Origin of the sequence: Bacillus sp. PPSBB_2, from assembly GCF_045291115.1 — a bacterium.
Classification (GTDB): domain Bacteria; phylum Bacillota; class Bacilli; order Bacillales; family Bacillaceae_G; genus Bacillus_A; species Bacillus_A cereus.
The window spans coordinates 3,471,834-3,497,372 of the sequence record NZ_CP147983.1 but is presented as its reverse complement, the minus strand read 5'-3'; the positions used below and the strand labels follow the sequence as shown (position 1 = coordinate 3,497,372).

The window sequence follows — 25,539 nt, the reverse complement described above, 5'->3', positions numbered from 1 at the left end:
GTTATTCATGCTACCTGGCTTTTTTGACCAGCAATTTAAGGTTATTTTCATATTTGTGTAAATATGAAACAAGCAGGATACATGAATAGAGAATGGGTAAAATAATACCGAATGATCACTAGATTGTATCAATGATGCTATAAGTGTTTTTTTAGGGAAACTGAAGCAAGAAGCAGTGGTTTAGATTCAGAATGACTAGCAATTGGTGTTATGGTGTTCAATGGTTCAAAAATGAACTCATTTCAACTCATATTATCTTCGCAATGTATCATTTTGAAGAATATTAAAACTTAGGAGGAAATGAATTATGACAAAAGATTTCTATACTGCACTGAAAGAAAGACGTACTTACTATGGAATTAACAAAGAGGTACAAGTATCGGATGAAAAAATTAAAGAAATTGTGGAGTTTGCTGTGAAATATACTCCATCAGCTTTCAATTCTCAAACTGCGCGATTAGTTGTATTATTTGGTGAAGCTCATGATAAATTATGGGATATTACAACTGAAACATTAAGAAAAGTAGTTGGAGATGGAGATTTCTCAGGAACGCAACAAAAAATGGATTCTTTTAAAGCTGGTTATGGAACAGTACTATTCTTTGAAGATGAGTCTATCGTTAAATCGCTTCAAGAAAAATTTGCTGCATATGCTGAAAACTTCCCAATTTGGTCACACCAAGCATCAGGTATGCACCAATTAGTCGTGTGGACAGGTTTAGAAGCAGAGGGATTAGGGGCATCTTTACAACATTATAATCCATTAATCGACGATGAGGTAAAACAAGAATGGAATGTTCCTGCTAATTGGAAACTAATTGCACAAATGCCATTTGGTAATCCAACAGCTGCACCAGGTGAAAAAGAATTCCAACCACTTGAAGAGCGTGTGAAATTTCATAAGTAATATTCAAATGTAATAAAATGGAAATTTAATCAGTGGTGGTCTTACTGTCCGCAAATAGCGGGATAAGCTAACTGTATTGCGAAAATAAAACTGTTTAGTTACAAAAATTCTATTTATTATTTCTGTTAATCGAGTATGTATTAATAAAAGTTGTTAAAATCACTATTTTAATCTTTAAAGGAACAAGGTGATCGGTTTGATCATCTTGTTTCATTTCTTAAATTTTATTTTATTTATTAAAAAACGCTAGGTTTTCATAAATGCTTGAAAAACTAGCGTTTTAATAATAGGTATCTGTAATTTGATTACTTAAAACTATATACGAAAAAGCTTTTATGTTATTCCTCAAGTTCTATCCATTCCTGTGACCATTCTTCTATTCCGCGAATAATAGCTTCTAAAGCAAATCCTTTTTGAGTTAAAGAATATTCTATACGAACTGGTGTCTCAGGAAAGACTTTACGTTCGACAATTCCTTCTAGTTCTAATTCTTTCAATCTTTCTGAAAGTAATCTTCCGCTAACAGGAAGAGAAGATTCAAGCGTACAAAAGCGCTGAGGTCCAGAGAAAAGTTGGTAAATAATGAGTGCTGTCCATCGTTGACTAAAAAATTTCATTCCTTTTTCAAAGCGAGGGCATAATGTAGAATCATTCATTTTCCTTCACCTCCTAAAACAAATTATATAACATCTTACTATTAGTAACAAATATTTTTATAATTAATTACTTGACGTAAAGTAATTACGAATGTATACTCACTTACACAAAGTAACTAAGTTGTTTTATGTAACTGAAACGCTTTTCTTTAAATGGCCAAAGTTGTAATGATACATATTGCATATAAGCTGAGAGAAAAAAGAATAGCATCTGTAAAAACACTTACGTTGTGTAAGTTAAACAATAAAAAATATAACAATGGAAGAGAATTTTTAGAGATTCTCAATACTAGGAGGTACCTAATGGTTACAACAGATACAATTCATATGTTAGAAGATAAAATTCAATTTATACATCAAGATGGAAAGGATATTTCTTTAGTAGGCCCTATCAAATTACCAATTAATTTATATGGGGAGACTAAAGTTTTCCAATGGTATTCTTGGTTACAATGTAGTGAGGTTACAAATAGTGTAGAAGGAATTATCGAAAAACTCTCATCTATTAATTTAGCTGATATGCAGCAATCTAGTGTGCTTGTATATGGTGATTTTGAGAATTCTGAAGATGCCCTAATTCGTATGCATAGTATTTGTCACACCGGTGATATCTTTGGTAGTAAACGTTGTGACTGTGGATTTCAATTAAAGCAGTCTTTACAAATGATTACAGAACATGGTTCAGGTGCTTTATTTTACTTAGCGAATCATGAAGGAAGAGGAATTGGTTTGTTTAGTAAAGCTATGACGTACCTCTTGCAAGAAAATGGGTTAGATACAGTAGAAGCTAATCTGAACCTAGGTTTTGAAGATGATGTTCGAAACTATGATGATACAATTGAAGTATTAAAAGCGCTACGCTCAAAACCTGTAAAACTTATTACAAATAATCCAAAAAAATTAGAAGCGTTACAAAAAGCTGGATTAAATGTTACGAGTCGTGAACCGTTATGGGGTGATGTCTCAGAGTTTAATGAGAAATATTTGCAAACGAAGATTCAGCGTTCTGGACATTTTGAAGGGGGACACTTACATGCTTGAGCATGAATTGTATATGAAGCTAGCACTAGAAAATGCCAAGGCTATGAAGGGACAAACGACTCCAAATCCATTGGTTGGATCTGTAATTGTAAATGATAATCGAATTGTAGGGGTCGGAGCACATATAAAGGCCGGAGAACCACATGCCGAAATACATGCGATACGTATGGCTGGAGAACAGGCACGTGGTGGTACAATCTATGTAACTCTTGAACCTTGTTCTCATCATGGTAGAACAGGGCCTTGTGCTGAAGCAATTGTACAAGCAGGAATTAAGAAGGTAGTAGTTGCTACACTTGATCCAAACCCGCTTGTTTCTGGACGTGGAATTAAAATTCTACAAGATGCAGGTATTGAAGTACTTGTAGGAGTGTGTGAAGAAGAATCTAAAAAAATGAATGAAGTCTTTAATAAATATATTTTGACAAAGCGTCCATTTGTAACGATTAAATCAGGAGTTACATTAGACGGGAAAATCGCTACGTCTTCATCGGATAGTAAGTGGATTACATCTACAGAAGCAAGACAAGAAGTACACCAAATACGAAACGAAAATGTGGCTATTTTAGTAGGAGCGAATACTGTTCAAAAGGATAATCCATCATTGACAACGCGTATTCCAAATGGACGAAATCCAATTCGAATAATATTGGACTCGACATTACGCATACCGATGGAAGCTAACGTTGTTACAGATGGAGAAGCTCCTACCTGGATATTTACAACAAGTAATCATGCAGCGAAAAAAAAGAAAGCATTAGAAAATGCAGGAGTTAAAGTATTTGTTACTAGCGGAGAAAAGCATATAAACTTACATGAAATGCTTGATGTTTTAGGGCAAAAAGGAGTTTCCTCCCTGCTTATTGAAGGTGGTGGAGAGGTAAATGCTTCGTTTATTGAAAATAAATTGATGGATAAACTTATATTATATGTCGCACCAAAAATTATTGGGGGCAGATTGGCGCCTAGCTTTGTAGAGGGGACTGGTATTACTAAAATGCAAGATGCAATTGAATTTAAGGATATATCATTTACCCAGGCTGGAAAAGATTATAGATTTATTGGCTATCCAGAATATCGGAACATATAAGGAGAATAAAAACTACTTATATGTTCCGATAAATGGATGGCAGAATGGAGCGATGAAGAGTGAAGTTTGGATTTGATATCGATGATACGTTAATTGATTTAAGGCAGCATGCTTTTCATTTATATAATAAAAAATTAAACAAAAAAGTAGGATTGGATATATTTCATTCTTTAAAAACAATTGAAATTCATGAAGCATTTGGCATGACTTCGGAGGAAGGCAGTCATATGTGGAATAGTTTGCTGGATGAAATTTATTATACTTCTTGTTCACCGTTTCCGTATGCAGTAGAGACATTGCAAGAATTAGAAAGACAGGGACATGAAATTTACTATATAACGGCGCGACCTAAAGAGCATGGAGAGCAAACAAAAAAATGGTTAATAGAAAAAGGTTTTCCGGTACATGAAGATCGCTTTTTCTATGGAATGAAGGATGAAGAAAAAATACACTTCATACAAGAAATAAAATTAAACTATTTCTTTGATGATAAGCCGGCAGTCTTAGAAACGTTAATAGGAAAACCGATAAATGTGTATGCAAAAACTACTTCTTACAATCAACATCTCAACATCCCACGTATTACAAGTTGGACAGAGTTAGGAGATATTATAAAGAAAGAAATGTGAGGATTTAACTGGCAAATCAAATAGAGCTAAGAGTATATTGAGTGTTACAATTTTAGAGGAAAGACATAGGTGTTATGTCTTTCCTTATTTTTTAATACTATCGTTTTTATTAGTGTGATGTGCTAGGAGTACTTCTAATAGAGAGGAAATAGAAAAATGAGCAATAAGAAAAATATTTTTAAGCTAGTCTTGTATGGTAGTGTAATTTATATATCAATGATGGGTTCCCCTGGTGCCACAATATTTTTGGATATTTTGGATGAGAAGTTCAAGAATTAATAGGGTGTGTTCATAATCATGAATTTTTGGAAAACCAAAATTACAATGTTAGGTTATTTTGAATCAGTAGTGGATGATATGCAAAATTGCATATTACAAAATAAACATCGTAATTTTTGGATTCTTGGTATAAAATACATTACTTAAACTATATATTAGAATGGAGAAAGTGAATTGGAATTATTAAGAAACAGTAAGGTTGGTACAAAACTAAACATATTAATAACTATATCAAGTATTGCATGTATAGTATTATCCCTAATAGGGTTTTGGGGATTAGAAAGAGGGAAAAGTACTTCCTCTAATATGTATGAGGATAATTTACTACCAATTGAGTGGATTGGTATTGTAGAATCTAATTTTTATCATGTTAATATGAACTTTATGGAAATTATGGTATCAAAAGATGAAAAAAGAATGAATGAATTAATAAGAGAAATGGACGGAATTCGTCAGGAAAATGATCATCTTTTAAAGCAGTTTGAGGCTAAAGTTATTTCTACTAAAGAAAAAGAATTATATAACACGTTTTATGAAACATTTAATAAATTAAGAACTCAAATGAAGAAAGCGCAAGAATTAGGGAAATCTAATAATGAGGAAGCATATGCATATTACCTAAAAGAGATTGAACCTAATATGCAAAAATCAATAAAATCAATTCGTGAATTAATTTTATATAATAGTAATAATGCAGAGCTTTTACAGAAGGAAAATAATAATAGTGCTCAAAATACAATGATAATGTTTGTTAGTATTTCGCTTTTAGCAATTTTAATAATTATATTAATTGGATATATTATTAAATTAACTATCCGAAAACCACTTGTGTTACTACAAAATGATATGGAAAAAGTAGCAGCTGGAGATTTAACAACACGTACTCCTTATAAAGCAAATAATGAATTAGGGCATATTGTTCAGTCTTTTAATAGTATGTTAGATAACCTTCAACAATTAATTGCGAATGTTAAGATGACAACACAAGAGGTTATTTCTACTACGGAGGGCGTATTACAAGATACAAATCGAGCGTCTAGTATTTCAAATGAGGTTGTACAGACTGTTTTAGAAGTAAAAACAAAAATAGAAGGACAGGTATCTAGTATTCAGGAGAGCTCATCCTCAATGGAAGAAATTACAACAGGGGTGCAAACTGTAGCTGAATCTTCAGCAGTAGTCGCTGAGGTAGCAGTAACGACTACAGAACGAATAAATATCGGTAGTGAAGTGATAAATCACTCTATTCTTCAAATGAATAGTGTGCATGATGTTGTCGAGGAAACATCAAAAGTAATAAATAAACTTGTTACACGTACACAACAGATTGATACAGCTCTCGCTGCAATTACTAATATTGCCGAACAAACGAATCTTCTTGCCTTAAATGCCGCTATTGAAGCGGCACGTGCTGGAGAGAATGGGAAAGGATTTGCAGTGGTTGCCGCAGAAGTTCGAGACTTGGCTGAGCAATCTAAAGAATCTGCAAAAGAAGTTAATCATTTAATAAAATCCATTCAAAAAGATACCCAAGATACAGTTAATGTCATGCAAAAAGGACAACAAAAGGCAGTAGAAGGAAAAGAAGCTGCTTACAAAGCGAATCAAACCTTCTTGTCTATTATGAGAGATATTGATAAGATTACAAGTCAAATTCAAGAAGTATCCGCAGCGACAGAAGAGATGTCTGCTGGTACAGAAGAAGTAAATGCTTCTCTTTCGCTAGTTTCTGAAACTGCAACGGATGTGAAAAAGGAGACTCTTCAAACAGTAAATTCAATTCAATCACAGGCCGTATCAATTGAACAAATATCAATTCAATCCAACAAAATGAAAGAAAAGGTGGAAGAATTAACGGAATTGGTTTCAAAATTTAATATTACAGAACAAAAAGGATGAGTAAATCATAAAAGTTTACGTATGGCTATCAGCCTAAAAATAATTGATTTTTCGCGATTAAAAAGATTTTAGTAATTAATTCAATCACAAGTTTAATAACATGTATAAAAAACATGAAGACTTAAGGGTCTTCGTGTTTTTTTTGAATAATGTCTGAAAAAATATTGATAATTATACGATACTTTGGGAATTGTTATTAAATATTCACATATGCAAAATTACATACATTTAATGATTGATAATCACGAGTTAATGTAACTATAATAATTACACTGATAAGTAACTTACTGACGACAGTTATAAGTGAAGAAGGAGGGTTTTATTGTATTTTGTATATGAAAAATAGAAAAGGAGATATGCAAATGAAAAGATTACTTGTTATAGGCATAATGTATACAATATTTTTCCTCATAGGAAATATACACCTGCATGCTGATGAACGAACAAATGTAAAAGAAATTACTAGTTTAGAAGAGCCTACTTGGATATTTCAGGCGGGCATAAGTAAGGGGAAATATCACGATCGACAAGATTTAGGATTTATTTTGAAGAGAAATACACCATTAAAGGTAAGACAAACGAATCCTAATTTTAAAGACAAATTAACATTACGTTTATTGTCTAATGACTCAAAAAATGAAAAATCCATACAAGTAGGAAATGAATGGGTTACTATCCAAGGTGATACGCCTTTAGTTCCTTTCATAGATACTCCGTATGGTGAAGAGCACGCTGTACTTGAGTACCAACTAGGGAATGAAAGTGCTACTAAACCTCTTCCGATTTATAAACAACAAGGAAATGTATCTCAATTTTTTAGTACATGGGATCAATTTGATGGAGAGTATGCGTTAATTCAAGGGGAGAGTTTTCAATTATTTGTACCTAAAAAAGATAAAGAGTTAGTAAGATCTTTAAAAGATTTTCAATCGTTGGATGAGTTAATTGCATATTATGAAGATATTTTTGCGATGTATGATTCAATTATTGGTTTAGATGGCTCAACGGTTGAAAATAAAAAAAGTCAAAATCGTTATTTCTTAAAAGCAGATATATCTGGTGCTGGCGGTGCCTATTATGGCGTAAATTGGACAGCCAATAGTACAGATAGTACAAAGATGTGGTTAGATAAACTAAGTTGGGGAACTTTACATGAAATCGCTCATGGATACCAAGCTGGTTTTGATAATCAAGGAATATTTACAGGAGAAGTTTCTAATAATCTATTTGGTGTTCAATATCAATATAGTAAATACGGCAAAAAAGCAGATCAAGTTGGTTGGTTATCTAATTTTGGGAAGAAGGAACAGGTAGAACGGAATTTATACAATGCTTTAATGAAAGAAAATAAAAATTATGATGACTTAGATTTACGACAAAAACTTATTCTTTTAACGATGGCGAAACAAAAAGCTGGCAATGAAGCTTTTGCAAAAATGTATCAAGGTTATCGAAAACTAGCTAGTAATGCTGCTTTTAAAAAAGGTGACCATTCTTTACCAGATTTAATGAATCAGTATTATAGCGAGAATGTACAAGTTGATTTTACACCCGTTTTTGAAAGATGGGGCTTTAAGCTTAATCATAAACAAATAGAGATGAATAGGGCGAAAGGTTATCCGGCAGTTACTTCTTTAGCGTATATAGTGCCTGAATCACAATTAGCTAAGGCGAGAGCTCTAATTGATCCTGATATTCCGATAAACTCTAACTTTGAAATAGTTACGAATCAGCAAATTGCTTCACTTGGGTTAAAAGGGAATTTGCATATCCATTTAAATACAAATGAAATAGATACATTGAAAGGAGGAAAGATTAAATTAAAAGAAGGGAATACAGTTATTCAAGAAAAAACAATTGAAACAGCAGATATCAATTTACAAGACGTACCAAATGGAATCTATACGGTTGAGATTTCAGGTGGGAAAACGGATAGTATGTACCATTTCAGTACGTATTATGCCTATGTAAAGGAAAAGGATAATAGTTTAACGATTGATGTTAACGAAATGAAAGTGAGCAATTTGGTAAATGAAACGATTCAATTCCTAGGATTAGGAGATGATCAGTTTGCCGAATTAAATACAGACTTAGAGCAAAAGCGAGCTGTTTTTACGGTTACTACTAAAATGCCTCATAGCTATTATGCAGGTGAAAAATATGCATCAATAGAGGTGTTTAATGAGAAAGGTGAAAAAATTTATACGAAGGAAATGGAAGGAACAAATGTAACCGTTGTAAAAGATATCATCCCACTAAAAGAAGGATATAGAATTAAAATCTATCATGATGAAGTAAAAAAACGATTAACTAGTAAAGCTACTATTATTAATCCTATGAATAAAACAAATGAATTTATAATGACAAAATGGGGATTGAAAAATACTTATTTGCAAAATAATCCAGAAAAAAATCTTATACAAAGAATTGATGAAGAAATGGAAGCGATTATAGGCAATCCGTTTTTAAAAGAGATACCAATGCAAAAAGTAGAAATGAAAAAGAATGTGTGGATGGCAATAAATATGTTATCAGAACCACAAAAAATAACGTATATAAATAAATATAAAGATAGCTTATATAATGAGTAATTTTTGAGAAATGAATTGAATCTAAAAAGTAGCAAACCAATCTATTAGCCTATGTATATAGAGGTATGTAAAATCGATTGGCTATAGTTACAATTTTTATCTAAGCTTAAAATTGTAAAATACATTTATTTAATTTGATAATACGATTATAAAGGAGTAAAAATATGAAGAATTTCGTAAAGGTAGGTTTAACTACAGGAGTGGTGTTATCGGCGATTATGCCTTATGGAGGAGTACATGCGGCAAAAGAAGATTTAAAAATGGAAACAAAGGAAGATACGTTCCGAACAGGTAATTTAACAGCACCTTCTCAAAAATCGGCAGAAAATGTAGCAAAGGATGCACTAAAAGGAAAAACAGAACAAGCATTATCATCAAAGCAAGTTAATACGGAATCCAAAGTTAATTATAATGTTACGCAAAGTCGTAAATCTTATGATGGTACTACATTGGTACGTCTTCAACAAACGTATGAAGGACGTGATGTATACGGATATCAACTAACAGCACATATTAATGATGATGGTGTACTTACGAGCGTTTCGGGGGATAGTGCCCAAGATCTACAACAACAGGAAGATTTGAAACAACCTATTACTTTATCAGAAGAGGATGCAAAGAAACAGCTTTTCAACATCTATGGAAATGATCTTACATTTATTGAAGAACCAAAAATTAAACAAGTAGTATATGTAGATGAAAATACAAATAAAGCTACAAACGCATATCAAATTACTTTTAGTGCATCTACACCTGAATATGTATCTGGTACAGTATTAATTGATGCTTTTGGTGGTAATCTATTAAAAGAACTCGTTCAAAAATTAGGTATACAAGTAGATAGTAGTATTGTCCAATCTGTGACAGTAAATAAATCACAAGATCCTTCAAAATTAACAGGTACAGGAAAAGATGACTTAGGTATTAATCGTATGTTTGGAATTACGCAGCGAAGTGATGGAACGTACATGCTTGCAGATTATTCTCGTGGTAAGGGAATTGAAACATATACTGCTAATTATAAAGATTATAATAATTATAGAAGAAATGTATGGGGTTATCTCGATGATTTAGTAACAAGTAATTCTACAAATTTTACAGATCCTAAAGCAGTTAGTGCCCATTATTTAGCAACGAAAGTATATGATTTTTATCAAGAAAAATATGGCCGTAACAGCTTTGATAATAACGGACAAAAAGTAATTTCTGTCGTTCATGGTTGGAACACAAATGGTACGAATAAAGGGAATCCTAAGCAGTGGTTTAATGCATTTAGTAATGGGGCTATGCTGGTATATGGAGATCCAATTGTTAGAGCATTTGATGTGGCAGGACATGAGTTTACACATGCGGTTACAAGAAATGAGTCTGGACTTGAGTACGCAGGAGAAGCTGGTGCAATTAATGAAGCGTTATCTGATATTTTAGGAGTAGCAGTTGAAAAATATGCCAATAACGGAAAGTTCAATTGGACAATGGGAGAACAATCAGGTCGTATTTTTAGAGATATGAAAAACCCATCATCCATCTCTTCTAGATATCCAGAGGATTATAGACATTATAATAACTTACCTATTGATGCTGACCACGATCATGGTGGTGTACACACGAACTCTAGCATTATTAATAAAGTAGCTTACTTGATTGCTAGTGGTGGAAACCATAATGGAGTAAACGTACATGGCATTGGAGAAGATAAAATGTTTGATATTTTCTATTATGCAAATACGGATGAATTAAATATGACTTCTGACTTTAAAGAATTAAAAGAAGCTTGTATTCGTGTAGCAACGAACTTATATGGTAAAGACTCATTAGAAGTACAAGCTGTCCAACAAGCCTTTAAAGCAGCTTATATTTAATAATATTTTGATGAATTATAAACCCTTTTATTTTAATATAGTGATTAATTTGTGTGTATAGGCAAAAACCTTGTAGAATTTTTCTGCAAGGTTTTTTTAGAATTTTATTTTACAAATGTGTTATATGGTTTTTAGTTAATTAGGATAAAAATAATCCTATAACTGTATGTAAGAATGTGTGATTTTACAACCTTTTCTATGATAAAAAAAGATACTACTTTAGCAAATATAAAGAGTTAGAAATTATAGTTTATAGGGCACTTTTTTGTTCCTATGGAACTTTAAAGTGCGTAATTTTCTTTATCGTTAATATATATCATAATGGTATTTATTAGTTGGTTTTAGCTTTACTCTGCTGTTGATGTGATTTTTTAACATGACAATGATTAGAATCAGAATTATCGAGTAGATCTAAATGATGATAATTTCGATTTTTAATTCAGTACAGAGTGCAATAGCTACATAATTTTCGTTTATACGCTTTCGAAAAAAGGGTGGATCTGCTTATTTTCTGTTAAAGATAAGAGAAGTGAACCACAATATAAACGTAATTATTTATTCCAACGTAAGTCAATCATGTAGCACATGAATTTGGAGGGATTTACATGCATATGCAATTAAAAGGAAAAACAGCACTGGTTACTGGATCTACGGCAGGGATTGGAAAAGCAATTGCCACTTCATTAGTAGAGGAAGGAGCTACTGTACTTATTAATGGACGCCGTGAAGAAAATGTTAATCAAACGATAAAAGAAATTCGAGCGCAGTATCCTGATGCTATCCTTCAACCTGTAGTAGCTGATTTAGGAACAGAACAAGGGTGCCAAAATGTGATTGAAAAGTACCCTGAAGTAGACATTCTTATTAACAACTTAGGAATTTTTGAACCTGTAGAATATTTTGATATCCCTGATGAAGATTGGTTTAAATTGTTTGAAGTCAATATTATGAGTGGTGTTCGACTTACTCGCTCATATTTGAAAAAAATGATTGAAAGAAAAGAAGGAAGAGTCATCTTTATTGCTAGCGAAGCAGCTATTATGCCATCTCAAGAAATGGCTCACTATAGTGCGACTAAAACGATGCAACTTTCACTTTCTCGCAGTTTAGCTGAGCTGACGACAGGAACGAATGTGACTGTTAATACTATCATGCCTGGTTCGACTTTAACGGAAGGAGTGGAGACTATGTTAAATAGTCTTTATCCTAATGAGCAATTGACAATAGAAGAAGCTGAGAAGCGATTTATGAAAGAGAATCGACCAACCTCTATTATTCAAAGACTTATTCGACCAGAAGAAATTGCCAATCTTGTCACTTTCTTAAGCAGCCCACTTTCTTCAGCAATTAATGGTTCCGCGTTGCGAATAGACGGGGGATTAGTACGTAGTGTGTTTTAAAAAATTAAAAACAACATAATATTCTGTTGAAGGTAAAGATGGTAAGGCAAATGAGTTGTATTTTATCTATTAATGGAAATATATAAAAAGCAAATTGCGACATGCAAACAGCCGAAATTTCTATTATAAGAAAAATTCGGCTGTTCTTTTTTTACTTGTTGTAAAGGATGGAAAGTTTTTAAGGTTGTGGCACGCCTCTTAAGACAAAGATAAGGCGAAGCAATCCCGCTGTTATTTGTATTATTTAGTGCAAGTTACCAAACGTTTTTCAACACTATTTTCCCAATTGCTTTATTTGTCTCCAAATATTCATGTGCTTGTGCAACTTCATCAAACGTAAAAAGTTTAGAATCTAGCAATGGTCGAAGGTGTCCTTCTTCTACTATTTGCGTTAGTTTAGTTAAAATTTCCCCGCAAGCGTCACGTTTATCTGTATGTAATATTTTTAAAGCCATAAAAGTAACGTGCAGAGAGAGTCCTTTTGCGTGTAAAGGAGAGAGGTCATGGGTTGAACGAGCTGCAATTGTTACGACAGTTCCGTTGACCGCAGCAGCTTCAAAAGAATGATCAAGATTCTTGCCGCCTACTGTATCAAATATAACTTCAAATCCGTTTCCGTTCGTATGTTTTTGTACATATTCTTGAACAGATTCTTCTTTATAATTAATGGCTACGTCAGCTCCCAGACGATGAGCTATTTCCATTTTTTTCTGCTGAGAAGCGGTTGTAAAAACTTTAGTGCCTGCCCATTTAGCTAGTTGAATGGCTACGTGTCCTACGCCACCAGTAGCTCCATGAATGAGTACATTTTGACCAGATTTAATATTTGCACGATCAAATAAAGATTCCCAAGCTGTAATTGCAACTAATGGTAGAGCAGCTGCTTCTTCCATTGTTACATTTTTAGGTTTGTGAGCAATCAATCGCGTATCAGCAAGCATAAATTCTGCAAGTGCACCACCAGTTTCTTTAAAACCTCCGGCACAACCGTATACTTCATCCCCAGATTTGAATTTCGAAACACCTTCTCCTACTTCAATAACAATACCAGCTACATCTCCATGTAATATAGCTGGAAACTCAGGAGCGACTGCTGAAACGGCACCACTACGCATTTTTGTATCGATTGGATTTACACTTGTTGCTTTTACATGGATTAGAACATGACCTGGTAAAAGTTTCGGTTTTGAAACTTCTTCTAATTGAAATACAGATGAATCCCCAAAAGAATGGATAATTTGTGCTTTCATTGTTTATACCTCCTGTTTGTGGTTATAGCATAGCAAAGTACAAAAAATAAGTATAATATTATGATTTAGTTAAAAAATGAACGCCGGTTAGCGTTTCACTTAATTCCCAAAGCATGTCTGCATAGTCTGTATTACTAGCCCAAGGTCTCACTCCTGATGGCCCTGGATTGTCAGCAAAAACAGCTTCTGCAATATCAACATTTTCGCAATACACGCCACCTTTGTCATCAAGTTGATCGTTTGCGGCACACCATACAATTGTAGCGGCCCCTTCTGGGATACTTTTAAATTCTTCATCGTATTTTATTAAAGCTCGATTTCCATGCTCGTCCAGTGCTCCCATTGAATGCATTTCTTCATCAGTTAAATTTCGAGATAAACTTGTTACGATTGTTCCAGGGTGGGCAGAGAATGCACGTACATGAAATTCTTTACCACGTTTATCTAATTCGACCGCAAATAATGCATTTGCTGTTTTGGATTGTCCGTAAGCTTGCCATTTGTCGTAATGACGATTTGTAAAGTTTGGATCGTTAAAATCAACACCACAAATACGATGATCGCGCGAACTAACTGATACAACTCTTGCTCCATTTGCTTGAACTAAAGCGGGCCAAAGTCTTGCTGTTAATTGGAAATGACCTAAATGATTTGTTGCGAACTGGGATTCATATCCTCGTACATCGCGTTTTAATGGGTTAGCCATTATTCCTGCGCCGTTTACTAAAATATGTAGTGGACGTCCAGTACTAAGAAATCTATTTGCAAAAGCATCTATAGAATCAGGATTAATAAGATCTAGTTTTTCCAATTCCACCCGCGGAATATTTGCAGTAGCTTCTTGAGCTTGTTCTATTCTTCTGGCTGGTACGATAACTGTAGCGCCCGCTTCCGCAAGTACGTGCGTGATTTCAAGTCCTAATCCTGAATATCCTCCAGTTACAATAGCTATCTTTCCGCTTAAATCTTTTCCACCTAGAGCCTCTTTGGCAATAGTTCTTGCACCGAATCCAGAATAAATTGGTTTTTGAATTGTGTTTTCATTATTATTATTCATTGTGTAACTCCATCTCCGTTCCTTTATTAAATTTCCCTGTTTTTATACGCTCAAAGTGAGTAATTTTATAATTTATAATATCTAAAGTTGCTTGCAAATTCGTTAGTTGTATTGTGATTTGTTTTTGATGTTCCTCAAGTATTGTTTTGCAAGCTTCATCGTTTTTTTCTCGTGAAAATTTCATATATTCTTGTATTTTATTTAATGGCATTTGTGTTCTTTTTAGATGATTAATGAAAAGTATTCGATCGATATCTAATTGAACATATTGCCTATTATTATTCCCATTTCTATTAGCTGGGGGAAGAAGGTTAATTTTTTCGTAGTATCTAATTGTATCTGTACTTAATCCTGTTTTCTTTGCAACATCTGATATTGTGAATATATCGTTCATTTGTAATTACACTCCTTTCACTACAAGTGTATGACTTGAAGTTAACTCCAAGTCAATCATTTTGTTTGAGGAATTTTTATAAAGAGAAGGAGATTGCATGAAATAGTGTAGCGCATATGCAAAAGCAACTTTGGAAGTTGCTGAAGGAAAGGGAATTGTTATTTTGTGTAGCATGAATTAGTGCTGAAAGTGATAAGCAAGCATGTAGTATAGGTACTTAAAAGTGCCTACATCACTTTAAAGTACGTACTGTTATTCATGTTATGGCCGATTTATAATAACACTCGTAGCACAAAGAAAGTTATAACGATGACAATCGGCAACAATGTGGTATTACAGTATTGCCTATCAATTTTGAGAAGAAATATGAAAAGTATAGATTTATATGAATGAAGGAAAGTGAGTGAAACACATGGAAAAGTTTGCGAATCATTTTGGATATAATCGTATGTTTGCGAAAGATCAGCTTACGTTAGGAGTCCACATTCCGATTGAAAATTATCAGTTTCATGCTCCAACGATGGAAAAACAAGTAGAGTTAGTGCAAAAAGCAGAACAATATGGTTTTACAGGTGTATGGCTTCGCGATGTTTTGCTGCAAGACCCTGATTTTGGTGATCCTGCAACAGGTCAAATTTACGATATGATGATTTATTTGACGTATTTAGCAAGCAAGACAGAGAAAATTGCATTTGGAACGTCGGCAACAGTGTTGTCACTTCGTCATCCATTGCGTGTAGCAAAAGAAATTGCTACATTAGATCAACTATTTCCAGAAAGAATTATGCTTGGCGTTTCATCCGGTGACAGACGTGCCGATTTCAAAGCGTTAGGTGTTAGTCATGAAACACGAGGTGAAAAGTTTAGAGAAGCATTTGCTTACTTGGAAGAGATTTTGTATAAAAACTTCCCGTCTATCCAGTCGACGCTAGGAGAAGTGCATGGTGCGAATTTAGTTCCAAAACCGTCTAAACGTGTTCCAACCTTCATTACAGGTTTTAGTCAGCAAAATATGGAATGGTTTGCTGAACATGGAGATGGATGGATGTATTATCCACGTAGTCCAGTGCATCAGGCAGCAGCAATTGGACAATGGAGAGAACGAGTAGAGGATTATCATCCAGATGTATTCAAACCATTTATCCAACCGATGCATTTAGATTTATCTGAAGATCCAAATGAACGTCCTACACCGATACGTTTAGGTTACCGTACAGGGCGTAAGGCACTAATTGAATTACTTGATGTATATAAAAGTATTGGTGTGAATCATTTATTCCTTGCTCTATTTGATGGTCAACGTCCAGCTGACGAAGTATTGGATGAGCTAGGAGAAGAAGTGCTGCCGCATTTCCCAGCCTTGTAAAGGAGTGAAAAGAATGAAAGCAATAGGACTTATGCAATATGGAGATAAAAGTGTACTACAAGAGATTGAAATGCAGACACCGCTATTGGGAGACAACGATGTACTGATTGAAGTATATGCAGCTGGTGTAAATCCTGTGGATTGGAAAATACGTGAGGGGTTACTTCAAGACGTAATTTCTTATGACTTCCCGCTCGTTTTAGGATGGGATGTTGCAGGTGTAGTTGCTGCTATAGGAAAAAACGTAACAGTATGTAAAGTGGGGGATGAGGTATATAGTCGTCCAGATATTGAACGAAACGGCACGTACGCAGAGTACGTGGCTGTAGATGAAAAATATGTGGCGGAAAAACCGAGAAATCTATCTTTTGAAGAAGCGGCATCAATCCCTCTAGTAGGTTTGACAAGTTGGCAAAGCTTAGTGAAGTTCGCAAATGTTCAAAAAGGTAATAAGGTTTTAATTCATGCTGGATCTGGCGGGATTGGTACGTTTGCTATTCAACTAGCGAAAAGTTTCGGTGCACATGTTGCAACTACGACTAGTACGAAAAACATGCAATTTGTAAAGAATCTAGGCGCTGATACTGTCGTCGATTACAAAACGGAAGACTTTTCTTTGCTTTTGCATAATTACAATATTGTATTTGATGTGTTAGGTGGGGATGTACTAAAGAATAGTTATAAAGTACTTGCACCAAATGGAAAGTTAGCGTCTATTTATGGTCCGAAAGGTATGAAAATTCCGCAAACCGAGATATCAAGAGAGAAAAATATTGAGAGTGACCATATATTTACTGAACCTAACGGATATGAACTTTCTCTTATTACAGAATTAATTGAGAGCGGGAAGATTAAACCTGTTGTCACGCATGTGTTGCCTTTACATGTAGAAGGTGTAAAAAAAGCACACCACATAAGTGAGTCAGAACGTGCTCTTGGGAAAATTGTATTGAAGAAACATTGGTAAAGTATGAGGTTTTAGAGACAGTATTGTGCTAAGTAGCGAATGAACTTATATATTCTATTCTAGCAATTGTTTTAAAAGGGAGAGAACAAATGGATTCAATGACATTTCTTTTACCCCGCATTAACAGGCAGTAAGACCCCCACCTCAAAATTCAGCGATATCATAGAAGTTAGGTGGGGGCAACTGCCTGTAAAAGCCCGATTGGTTTAACTAATAATCAGTGGGGATGAACAAAATCCCCACTGATTAAAGTTTCACTTTATCCGGAGCGACAGGGGGATTTAGCGAAACGCAAAATTTATCCTGCTTTATATAAGCTATTTAGTAATCAAAATATACCGCAATCTATTTCGATTATCGGTATCGGCAGAAGGGTAATGTCAGATGTGCAATTTCAAACAAAGGTAGAACAATCCCTTGCTACATTTTCTAGAATATCTACTGATGACGAATCAGGAGTAGAAGAATTTATTAGTACATTTCGTTATTGTCAATTAAATACAGCGAATATAGAGGACTATCCAGATTTGTTGCGCCTTGTAAAGATGCGTGAAACAGAATTAAACATTCCTGAAAACCGCATGTTTTACCTATCTGTTATACCAGAAGTATTTGATGTCATTGCTTTAAATATTAAGAAAAGTGGATTGTGGGCTACAAAAGGATTGAACCGTCGTCTTATTATAGAGAAGCCTTTTGGTTATCATGTAACGTCTGCTCGTGAGTTTAATGAAAAAATGATTGAAGATTTTGATGAAACTGACATTTGTTATATCAATCATTATCTTTGAAAATGAATGGTAATTAGGAATACACTTAGAAAAGCATTACGAAATAAATAGTATGTAATGCAAGACATTTTTATTGACGATAATAATTTATATGGTTAATATAATAGACATAAGATTATTTAATTACTAAAAGTAATCGAATATACATTTGTTTGTTAGGTTCGATAAATAAGTAATCTGTGGTAGAAATGCTTTGAATTGCCACTATTAATATTGGGGACAATTAGAAAGCGAAAGGTATAAAAGGAATTGGAATTTGATAACTCTTTGTTTTTTTATAAAAACAGGGGATTCTGTACAATTCATTTTTAAAATATTGACAAGGATTATACAACAAGAGGGGGACTGAAATTGGAATCAATGACCTTTGTTTTATTTGGAGCGACAGGGGACTTAGCGAAACGCAAAATTTACCCCGCACTATATAACTTATATAGAGATCAAAAGCTTCCAAAGCAAATATCTGTTATCGGGCTTGGGAGACGTGAAGTATCTCATGTAGATTTTCAAAAAAGAATAAAAGAATCAATAGAGACGTTTTCTCGCCATAGAGAAGAAGGGACTTCAGATCTCGAAGGTTTTTTAGATAATTTTCGCTATTGTCCATTAGATGTGAGTAAGCCGGAAGACTATGAGAGATTATTACAAGTCGTTCGCGAAAGGGAAGAAGAACTACATATAAAAGGTAATAGAATGTTTTATCTTTCCGTTGCTCCTGAATTTTTCGAGACAATCGCTTTAAATATTAAGGAAAGCGGACTTGATAAAACGGATGGATGGAAACGCCTAATGATTGAGAAACCGTTTGGGCACGACCTTACATCTGCTCGTGAGCTGAATGATAAGCTTAGTCGCACGTTTGAAGAAGACGAGATATACCGTATTGATCATTATTTAGGTAAACCGATGATTCAAAATCTTGAAGCACTAGAATTTGCAAATCCTGTTCTCCAGTCTATTTGGAATAAAGAACATATAGCGAATGTACAAATCACAGCTAGTGAAACAGTTGGGGTTGAAGAAAGAGCAGGATATTATGATCAGGCAGGAGCCATTCGAGATATGGTTCAAAATCATATGTTACAAATATTAATGATGACTGCTATGAATCTGCCGGAAAAGGTTAATGCATGTGAAATTCGAGAGGAAAAGCGAAAGGTAATGGAGACGCTTCGTAAAGTGAAAAAAGAAGACGTTCAAAACCATATCATTCGCGGACAATATGCTTCAGGAGAGATAAAAGGCGAGCAAGTTGTAGCATATAAAGAGGAACCAGGAGTAAATCCTTCTTCTAACATAGACACATTTGTTGCTGCTCGATTGTGGATCGATAATCCGTTTTGGACTGGCGTTCCATTTTATATACGAACAGGTAAACGAATGAAAGAAAAGTCTACTCGTATTGTAATCGAATTTAAAAATACGTTAAAACAGCAATATCAAGATAGTAATCCAAATGCAGCACCTAACTTGTTAATAATTGAAATTAGCCCAGGTGAGAACGTTTCATTACAGTTAAATAGTAAAAATCCATTAAAAAATGGAGAAATTGAACCGATGCGTATTAACTTTACTTGTGAGCAAGCAGATGTGGGAGTACCTGAAGCGTATGAAAGACTCATTCATGATGCTGTGAGTGGAGACGCTACATTCTTTGCACATTGGAAAGAAGTTGAATTGTCATGGGAATGGGTACAACCAATTCTTGAAGCATTCGAGGAAAACTTATTACCACTTCATGAATATGAGTCTGGTTCATATGGTCCAGATGCGTCGAATGAATTATTGCAAGAAAGTGGATTTAAATGGTGGTTAGATCAAGAAACGGAAAAATAAGTACTTTCTTTCATGAAAGCATGTAGGGGGACGATTACTATGACACAAAACATAAATCAATTAGCAGTGAATACACTTCGTACGTTATCAATTGATGCTATTAATGCGGCAAATTCAGGTCATCCAGGTCTTCCGATGGGAGCAGCACCGATGGCTTATGCATTATGGGCGAATCATTTAAGTCACAATCCTAATCATCCGAAATGGTTTAACCGTGATCGATTCGTTTTATCAGCGGGACACGGATCGAGCCTACTGTATAGCTTACTTCATTTAGCTGGATATGACGTTTCAATTGATGACTTGAAAAGCTTTAGAAAGTTAAATAGTAAAACACCAGGACATCCGGAGTTTGGTCACACTTCTGGAGTTGAAGCGACGACAGGACCGTTAGGACAAGGGATTGCGAATGCTGTCGGAATGGCAATGGCAGAAGCGCATTTGGCAGCGAAGTTCAATAAGGATGGTCACTCTATTATAGATCATAATACGTACGCTTTAGTTGGAGACGGTGACTTAATGGAGGGTGTCGCTTATGAAGCGATGTCAATGGCAGGGCACATGAAACTTGGCAAGTTAATTGTACTGTATGATTCAAATGAAATTTCACTTGATGGTGAATTAAACATTGCTTTTTCTGAAGATATTCAGAAAAGAGTAGAATCTGCACATTGGCAATATGTAAGAGTTGAGGATGGAAACGATGTTGATGCGATTACAAAAGCGATTCAATTAGCGAAAGACAATACGGATCAACCTACTCTTATAGAAATTAGAACCATTATAGGTTATGGAAGTCCAAAAGTTGCTGGAACGAACAAAGCACATGGTAATCCGCTTGGGGTAGAAGAAGCGACAGCGACAAAACAAGTGTATGGTTGGGATTATGAGGAAGACTTCTTTGTGCCTGAAGAAGTAACAGCTCATTTTAATGAACTGAAACAAAAAGGTATTGAAAAAGAGAATGAATGGAATGAGCAGTTCAACGTATACAGAGAGTCAAACCCTGCACTAGCAGATGAATTAGAAAAAGCGATTACAGGTGAGGTTTTAATCGAAGCGAAAGACATTCTATCCTTTGATACTGAAAAAACGATTTCTACTCGTGTTGCAAGTGGGGAAGCTATTAATCATTATGTGAAAACGATTCCTTCTATTTTCGGTGGAAGTGCAGATCTTTCTCAGTCTACGATGACAGATATAAAAGGTGAAGCAGTATATGCAGTAGAATCGTATGCTGGCCGCAATATATACTTCGGTGTACGTGAACATGCAATGGGCGCGGCAGCGAATGGACTGGCTCTTCATGGAGGGGTAAAACCATTCGTAAGTACATTCTTTGTATTTAATGACTATCTTCGTCCATCGATTCGACTTGCTGCACTGCAAAAGTTACCTGTTACTTACGTATTTACACATGATTCGATCGCTGTAGGAGAAGATGGTCCAACGCATGAACCTATTGAACATTTAGCAGCTCTTCGTGCAATTCCTGGTTTAACAGTTATCCGCCCGTCAGATGCAAATGAAACAGCAAGTGCGTGGGCGTATGCATTACAGCAAACGGATGGTCCAGTCGTTTTAGTACTGAGTCGTCAAAATTTACCGGTGTTTAATGAAACGAAAGCGAACATAGAGAATCTCTCTAAAGGAGCTTACGTATTAACGGAAACAAATGAAAATCCGGATGTAATTTTAATTGCGACAGGTTCTGAAGTATCTTTAGCTGCTAGTGCAAAAGCAAAACTAGAAGAAGACAATGTCTCTGTTCGCATCGTTGCAATGCCGAGCTGGGAGTTATTCGATCGCCAATCGAACGAATATAAAGAATCCGTTCTTCCGTCTTCTATAACGAAACGAGTATCTCTTGAGATGGGTGTATCTCTCGGTTGGGAACGTTATGTAGGGCAAGAAGGAAAAGTACTATCAATTGAAACATTTGGAGCTTCAGGTACTGGAGCTGAAGTCATGAATCTATTTGGATTTACGATAGAAAATGTTGTTCAAATTACAAAAAATGTGTTGAATTCTTAAGCTATGACTGTGAATACCTTTCTAGATTTATCAATACTGAATGGTATTCAAAATCGTAGTGATATGAATTTTTAATAAAAGATAATCTGAGGAGGAATTATATTATGCAAGTAGGATTAATTGGGTTAGGTAAAATGGGATTAAATTTAGGGAAAAATTTAATGGATCATAAACATGAAGTAGCAGCATTTGATTTAAATGCAAGTGCAGTGGAAGAAATGAAAGAGTACGGGGCAACAGGTACATCTAGTTTAAGTGAACTTGTTCAGTCATTACAATCACCAAGAATTCTTTGGGTAATGGTACCACACGCTGTTGTTGATTCTGTTATTGATGAGGTTACACCACTTTTATCAAAAGGAGATATTTTAATTGAAGCAGGTAATTCACATTATAAAGAGTCTATCCGCCGATATGAACAATTAAAGAAAGATGGCATTCACTTTATGGATGCAGGAACTTCTGGCGGAATGGAAGGCGCTCGTAATGGTGCTTGTTATATGATCGGAGGAGATCAAGAAGCTTGGGACATCGTTGAACCTATCTTCCGCGATACTGCTGTAGAAAATGGATTTTTATATGCTGGAAAAGCTGGTAGTGGTCACTTCTTAAAAATGGTTCACAACGGAATTGAATACGGTATGATGGCTGCTATTGGTGAAGGATTTGAGATTCTAGAGAAAAGTGAATTTGACTACGATTATGAAAAAGTATCAAGAGTATGGAACAACGGTTCAGTCATTCGCTCTTGGTTAATGGAATTAACAGAAAATGCATTTTCTAAAGATGCAAAACTGGATGAAATTAAGGGTGTTATGCATTCTTCTGGTGAAGGAAAATGGACAGTAGAAACAGCATTAGACCTTCAAACAGCAACTCCTGTTATCGCAATGTCTCTATTAATGCGCTACCGCTCATTAGACAATGATACATTTACAGGAAAAGTTGTAGCAGCTCTGCGCAATGAATTTGGCGGACATGCAGTAGAAAAGAAATAAAGTGAAACTTTAATAAGTAGGGGCTTTATTCCACACCAATCGGGCTTTTACGGGATAAGCATATTAAACATGTAACTCATCAACGTTTAAAAACTGGAGGGAATGGATCATGAAATTTTTTATTGATACTGCAAATCTTGAGGACATAAAAAAAGCATATAAACTTGGAGTTTTAGCTGGTGTTACAACAAATCCTTCTTTAGTAGCAAAAGAGGGCATTAAGTTTGAAGACCGTATTGCAGAAATTTGTCAGGCAGTGCCGAAAGTTGAATCTGTTTCGGCAGAAGTAACGCCAGATGCTGTTACAGCTGAAGAGATGATCGCTCAAGCAGAGGAACTGATTAAGATTAACGGCGGCGATGAAAAAGTTACAATAAAACTTCCGATGACGCTAGCAGGATTAGAAGCTTGTCGCTATCTTACTGAAAAAGGTGTAAAAACGAACGTTACACTTATTTTCACCGTGAACCAAGCACTTTTAGCAGCTCGAGCAGGTGCAACGTATGTTTCTCCATTTTTAGGGCGCTTAGATGATATTTCTGAAGATGGCGTATTATTAGTTGCTAAAATTGCTGAATTATTCGATGTTCATCAATTAGATACACAAATTATTGCGGCTTCTGTTAGACATCCAGATCACGTAACTCGTGTAGCGATGGCAGGTGCTCACATTGCAACAATCCCTTATAAAGTAATCGAGCAACTTGCTATGCACCCATTAACAGATCAAGGTATTGAGAAGTTTGCTGCGGATTGGGCGAAAGCTCCTAAATTATAATGCATAAAAGTGAAGGGGCTTTCCGAAAATTGCTTTTCATGAGAGGACAAATCCTAAGTAACTTCATCGTTTAAACTGGATCCTGAGTTTGTAGTCTTACTACGTGAAAACAGCAGAGAAGAAAGTGTCATTCACTTTTGAAGAAGGAAAATATGCTCGTATGAAGCATGTATAAAATAACACTATAATTATGAAAGAGAAATCCCCTTATCAGAGAGAGTAGTTAACATGTATCTCTGATAAGGGAGATTCTTTTTGTATAAATTATTATTTTGTGAATATGATTTGTATATCGATATATAAATTCTTACTCATGAAAGAACGATATAGGTTCTCTTAATTGTATAGTAATTTTGAAAGGGTTTACATAAAGGGGTGGAACTGAGTATGAATATGTACCTTTTAATGATTACATTATTATCAATCGTAATTGTTATTTTAGGGGTGTCGTGGTGGAGATGGCATGCGTTTATTAGTTTAACGGTTGCAAGTTTGTTTTTAGCAATTATGTCTGGAATGCCAATGGATAAAATAGTGAGTGCTTATGAAACAGGAGTGGGAAGTGTTCTAGGGCATTTAGTAGGTATTTTAGTATTAGGTACAATTTTAGGGAAAATGATGGCAGAGTCAGGTGCTGGAATGCAAGTGGCAGAGTTCTTTATTAAATCCTTTGGGATAAAAAACTTACCATGGGCTATGTTAATTGCAGGTTTTATTATTGGAATCCCGGTGTTTTTTGAAGTAGGTATTTTAATATTACTGCCGTTAGTAATTTCAATTCATAAAACAACGAAACAAAATATTTTATTAATAGCATTACCAGCAATTGCTGGGCTATCTGTCGTGCACGGTCTTGTTCCTCCGCATCCAGGGGCCATAGTTGCAATTGGTATTTATAAAGCGAATCTTGGGAAGGTACTAATGTATTCACTCATTATTACATTTTTTGCAGCGATTATTGCAGGTCCTATATTTGCGAAATGGATTCACAAACGTGTAATTCCTGAAAATGAGCCAGAATTGATTCGTGTAAATACAAAATCAACGAAATTACCAGGAATAGGAGTTTCATTTTTAGTTATATTGTTACCTGTTATGTTAATGGTTTTAGCTGCAGCAGCTCCTTATGTGCCTCTTTCTAATACTTTGATGAAGATTATCACATTAATCGGTAGTCCTATCATTGCACTATTGATTGCATGTTTTGCGGCGTTCTATTTTCTTGGATTTCGTCAAGGTATCGATAAAAAAGCTATTAAGAAGATAACAGAAGATAGCTTATTACCAATCGGTTCAATTGTTGCGATTATTGGTGCTGGCGGGGGTTTTAAGCAAATTCTTATCGATAGTGGGGTAGGGAATGCTATTGCTCAAATGTCTGAACATTTAGCTCTATCTCCAATTGTATTAGCATTTATAGTAGCTGGTTTAATTCGAATTGCGACAGGGTCAGCGACAGTCGCCTTAACAACAGCAGCGGGTATCGTTTCGCCAATCGTTGAAAATACAACAGGTGTGAACTTAGAATTACTCGTTATTGCAACAGGTGCAGGAGCATTAATGTTTTCACACGTAAACGATGCTGGTTTTTGGATGGTAAAAGAATACCTAGGTTTAACAGTGAAAGAAACATTTAAAACATGGACAGTATTAGAAACGTTACTTTCATTTATCGCTTTTGGAGGCGTTTTACTAATCGATATGTTTGTTTAAG

The 25,539-nt window shown here is 34.9% G+C and carries 20 protein-coding genes; 16 read left to right on the top strand and 4 right to left on the bottom strand.

The genetic code is table 11. From position 1 onward, the window contains the following. Positions 1 to 307: 307 nt before the first annotated feature. On the top strand, positions 308 to 907 hold the full coding sequence (locus V6946_RS17295) for a nitroreductase family protein (RefSeq protein ID WP_016123059.1): 600 nt from the start codon (positions 308 to 310) through the stop codon (positions 905 to 907). 338 nt (positions 908 to 1,245) lie between these two features. On the opposite strand, the gene V6946_RS17290 is transcribed toward V6946_RS17295, so the two are convergent. After that, the gene (locus tag V6946_RS17290; RefSeq protein ID WP_001000102.1) at positions 1,246 to 1,563 is read right to left on the bottom strand and encodes a helix-turn-helix domain-containing protein; all 318 of its coding nucleotides are present in this window, start codon (positions 1,561 to 1,563) and stop codon (positions 1,246 to 1,248) included. 303 nt (positions 1,564 to 1,866) lie between these two features. Between V6946_RS17290 and V6946_RS17285 the strand changes: the two genes are divergently transcribed. From V6946_RS17285 to V6946_RS17255, 7 genes are all read left to right on the top strand, one after another. Further along, positions 1,867 to 2,604, top strand: a complete 738-nt coding sequence (locus tag V6946_RS17285; protein ID WP_000258856.1) for a GTP cyclohydrolase II — start codon at positions 1,867 to 1,869, stop codon at positions 2,602 to 2,604. Continuing rightward, positions 2,597 to 3,694: a bifunctional diaminohydroxyphosphoribosylaminopyrimidine deaminase/5-amino-6-(5-phosphoribosylamino)uracil reductase RibD gene (gene ribD, locus V6946_RS17280; protein ID WP_366981511.1), complete on the top strand. Its 1,098-nt coding sequence runs from the start codon at positions 2,597 to 2,599 to the stop codon at positions 3,692 to 3,694. The genes V6946_RS17285 and ribD overlap by 8 nt, the downstream gene beginning before the upstream one ends. A gap of 59 nt (positions 3,695 to 3,753) precedes the next feature. Beyond that, positions 3,754 to 4,323: a 5' nucleotidase, NT5C type gene (locus V6946_RS17275; RefSeq protein WP_086388700.1), complete on the top strand. Its 570-nt coding sequence runs from the start codon at positions 3,754 to 3,756 to the stop codon at positions 4,321 to 4,323. 453 nt (positions 4,324 to 4,776) lie between these two features. Then, positions 4,777 to 6,501: a methyl-accepting chemotaxis protein gene (locus V6946_RS17270; protein ID WP_086388699.1), complete on the top strand. Its 1,725-nt coding sequence runs from the start codon at positions 4,777 to 4,779 to the stop codon at positions 6,499 to 6,501. A 362-nt stretch (positions 6,502 to 6,863) separates the two neighbouring features. Next, positions 6,864 to 9,092, top strand: coding sequence for a putative mucin/carbohydrate-binding domain-containing protein (locus V6946_RS17265; protein WP_033692501.1), 2,229 nt, complete (start codon positions 6,864 to 6,866; stop codon positions 9,090 to 9,092). Positions 9,093 to 9,256: 164 nt separating this feature from the next. Then, the gene (locus tag V6946_RS17260; RefSeq protein WP_366981512.1) at positions 9,257 to 10,954 is read left to right on the top strand and encodes a M4 family metallopeptidase; all 1,698 of its coding nucleotides are present in this window, start codon (positions 9,257 to 9,259) and stop codon (positions 10,952 to 10,954) included. Between the two features lie 605 nt (positions 10,955 to 11,559). Continuing rightward, a complete protein-coding gene (locus tag V6946_RS17255) occupies positions 11,560 to 12,354 on the top strand; it encodes an SDR family NAD(P)-dependent oxidoreductase (RefSeq protein ID WP_048655677.1) in 795 nt (264 codons plus the stop codon). Between the two features lie 254 nt (positions 12,355 to 12,608). Here the strand turns inward: V6946_RS17255 and V6946_RS17250 are convergent, their stop codons facing one another. The 3 genes from V6946_RS17250 to V6946_RS17240 are packed head-to-tail and all read right to left on the bottom strand — an operon-like array spanning position 12,609 to position 15,055. Continuing rightward, on the bottom strand, positions 12,609 to 13,604 hold the full coding sequence (locus V6946_RS17250) for a zinc-dependent alcohol dehydrogenase family protein (RefSeq protein ID WP_006922492.1): 996 nt from the start codon (positions 13,602 to 13,604) through the stop codon (positions 12,609 to 12,611). 58 nt (positions 13,605 to 13,662) lie between these two features. After that, positions 13,663 to 14,661, bottom strand: coding sequence for an oxidoreductase (locus tag V6946_RS17245; RefSeq protein ID WP_366981513.1), 999 nt, complete (start codon positions 14,659 to 14,661; stop codon positions 13,663 to 13,665). Then, on the bottom strand, positions 14,654 to 15,055 hold the full coding sequence (locus V6946_RS17240; RefSeq protein ID WP_006922494.1) for a MerR family transcriptional regulator: 402 nt from the start codon (positions 15,053 to 15,055) through the stop codon (positions 14,654 to 14,656). Before V6946_RS17240 ends, V6946_RS17245 begins: the two co-directional genes overlap by 8 nt. A 412-nt stretch (positions 15,056 to 15,467) precedes the next feature. Between V6946_RS17240 and V6946_RS17235 the strand changes: the two genes are divergently transcribed. The 8 genes from V6946_RS17235 to gntP all read left to right on the top strand — a co-directional run bounded on the left by V6946_RS17235 (position 15,468) and on the right by gntP (position 25,538). After that, on the top strand, positions 15,468 to 16,421 hold the full coding sequence (locus V6946_RS17235) for an LLM class oxidoreductase (protein ID WP_006922495.1): 954 nt from the start codon (positions 15,468 to 15,470) through the stop codon (positions 16,419 to 16,421). A gap of 13 nt (positions 16,422 to 16,434) precedes the next feature. Next, positions 16,435 to 17,388 (top strand): NADP-dependent oxidoreductase, encoded by a 954-nt coding sequence (locus V6946_RS17230; protein ID WP_006922496.1) that lies wholly within the window; start codon positions 16,435 to 16,437, stop codon positions 17,386 to 17,388. A gap of 242 nt (positions 17,389 to 17,630) precedes the next feature. Then, the gene (locus V6946_RS17225) at positions 17,631 to 18,179 is read left to right on the top strand and encodes a glucose-6-phosphate dehydrogenase (protein ID WP_206704711.1); all 549 of its coding nucleotides are present in this window, start codon (positions 17,631 to 17,633) and stop codon (positions 18,177 to 18,179) included. Between the two features lie 351 nt (positions 18,180 to 18,530). Beyond that, positions 18,531 to 20,015, top strand: coding sequence for a glucose-6-phosphate dehydrogenase (gene zwf, locus V6946_RS17220; protein ID WP_006922498.1), 1,485 nt, complete (start codon positions 18,531 to 18,533; stop codon positions 20,013 to 20,015). A gap of 39 nt (positions 20,016 to 20,054) precedes the next feature. Beyond that, positions 20,055 to 22,049, top strand: coding sequence for a transketolase (tkt, locus tag V6946_RS17215; protein WP_006922499.1), 1,995 nt, complete (start codon positions 20,055 to 20,057; stop codon positions 22,047 to 22,049). 104 nt (positions 22,050 to 22,153) lie between these two features. Beyond that, on the top strand, positions 22,154 to 23,047 hold the full coding sequence (gene gnd / locus V6946_RS17210; protein ID WP_001195911.1) for a phosphogluconate dehydrogenase (NAD(+)-dependent, decarboxylating): 894 nt from the start codon (positions 22,154 to 22,156) through the stop codon (positions 23,045 to 23,047). 109 nt (positions 23,048 to 23,156) lie between these two features. After that, a complete protein-coding gene (gene fsa, locus V6946_RS17205; RefSeq protein WP_000667676.1) occupies positions 23,157 to 23,825 on the top strand; it encodes a fructose-6-phosphate aldolase in 669 nt (222 codons plus the stop codon). Positions 23,826 to 24,212: 387 nt separating this feature from the next. After that, positions 24,213 to 25,538 carry a gluconate permease GntP gene (gntP, locus tag V6946_RS17200; RefSeq protein ID WP_006922503.1) on the top strand — a complete coding sequence of 442 codons (1,326 nt, stop codon included), beginning with the start codon at positions 24,213 to 24,215 and terminating at the stop codon, positions 25,536 to 25,538. The last annotated feature ends 1 nt before the right edge of the window (position 25,539 follow it).

Excerpts from the sequence above, each read along its gene's own strand:
- V6946_RS17295 (WP_016123059.1), top strand. The coding sequence starts at position 308 with ATGACAAAAGATTTCTATACTGCACTGAAAGAAAGACGTACTTACTAT.
- V6946_RS17290 (WP_001000102.1), bottom strand. The coding sequence starts at position 1,563 with ATGAATGATTCTACATTATGCCCTCGCTTTGAAAAAGGAATGAAATTT.
- V6946_RS17285 (WP_000258856.1), top strand. The coding sequence starts at position 1,867 with ATGGTTACAACAGATACAATTCATATGTTAGAAGATAAAATTCAATTT.
- ribD (WP_366981511.1), top strand. The coding sequence starts at position 2,597 with ATGCTTGAGCATGAATTGTATATGAAGCTAGCACTAGAAAATGCCAAG.
- V6946_RS17265 (WP_033692501.1), top strand. The coding sequence starts at position 6,864 with ATGAAAAGATTACTTGTTATAGGCATAATGTATACAATATTTTTCCTC.
- V6946_RS17260 (WP_366981512.1), top strand. The coding sequence starts at position 9,257 with ATGAAGAATTTCGTAAAGGTAGGTTTAACTACAGGAGTGGTGTTATCG.
- V6946_RS17255 (WP_048655677.1), top strand. The coding sequence starts at position 11,560 with ATGCATATGCAATTAAAAGGAAAAACAGCACTGGTTACTGGATCTACG.
- V6946_RS17250 (WP_006922492.1), bottom strand. The coding sequence starts at position 13,604 with ATGAAAGCACAAATTATCCATTCTTTTGGGGATTCATCTGTATTTCAA.
- V6946_RS17245 (WP_366981513.1), bottom strand. The coding sequence starts at position 14,661 with ATGAATAATAATAATGAAAACACAATTCAAAAACCAATTTATTCTGGA.
- V6946_RS17240 (WP_006922494.1), bottom strand. The coding sequence starts at position 15,055 with ATGAACGATATATTCACAATATCAGATGTTGCAAAGAAAACAGGATTA.
- V6946_RS17235 (WP_006922495.1), top strand. The coding sequence starts at position 15,468 with ATGGAAAAGTTTGCGAATCATTTTGGATATAATCGTATGTTTGCGAAA.
- V6946_RS17230 (WP_006922496.1), top strand. The coding sequence starts at position 16,435 with ATGAAAGCAATAGGACTTATGCAATATGGAGATAAAAGTGTACTACAA.
- tkt (WP_006922499.1), top strand. The coding sequence starts at position 20,055 with ATGACACAAAACATAAATCAATTAGCAGTGAATACACTTCGTACGTTA.
- gnd (WP_001195911.1), top strand. The coding sequence starts at position 22,154 with ATGCAAGTAGGATTAATTGGGTTAGGTAAAATGGGATTAAATTTAGGG.
- fsa (WP_000667676.1), top strand. The coding sequence starts at position 23,157 with ATGAAATTTTTTATTGATACTGCAAATCTTGAGGACATAAAAAAAGCA.
- gntP (WP_006922503.1), top strand. The coding sequence starts at position 24,213 with ATGAATATGTACCTTTTAATGATTACATTATTATCAATCGTAATTGTT.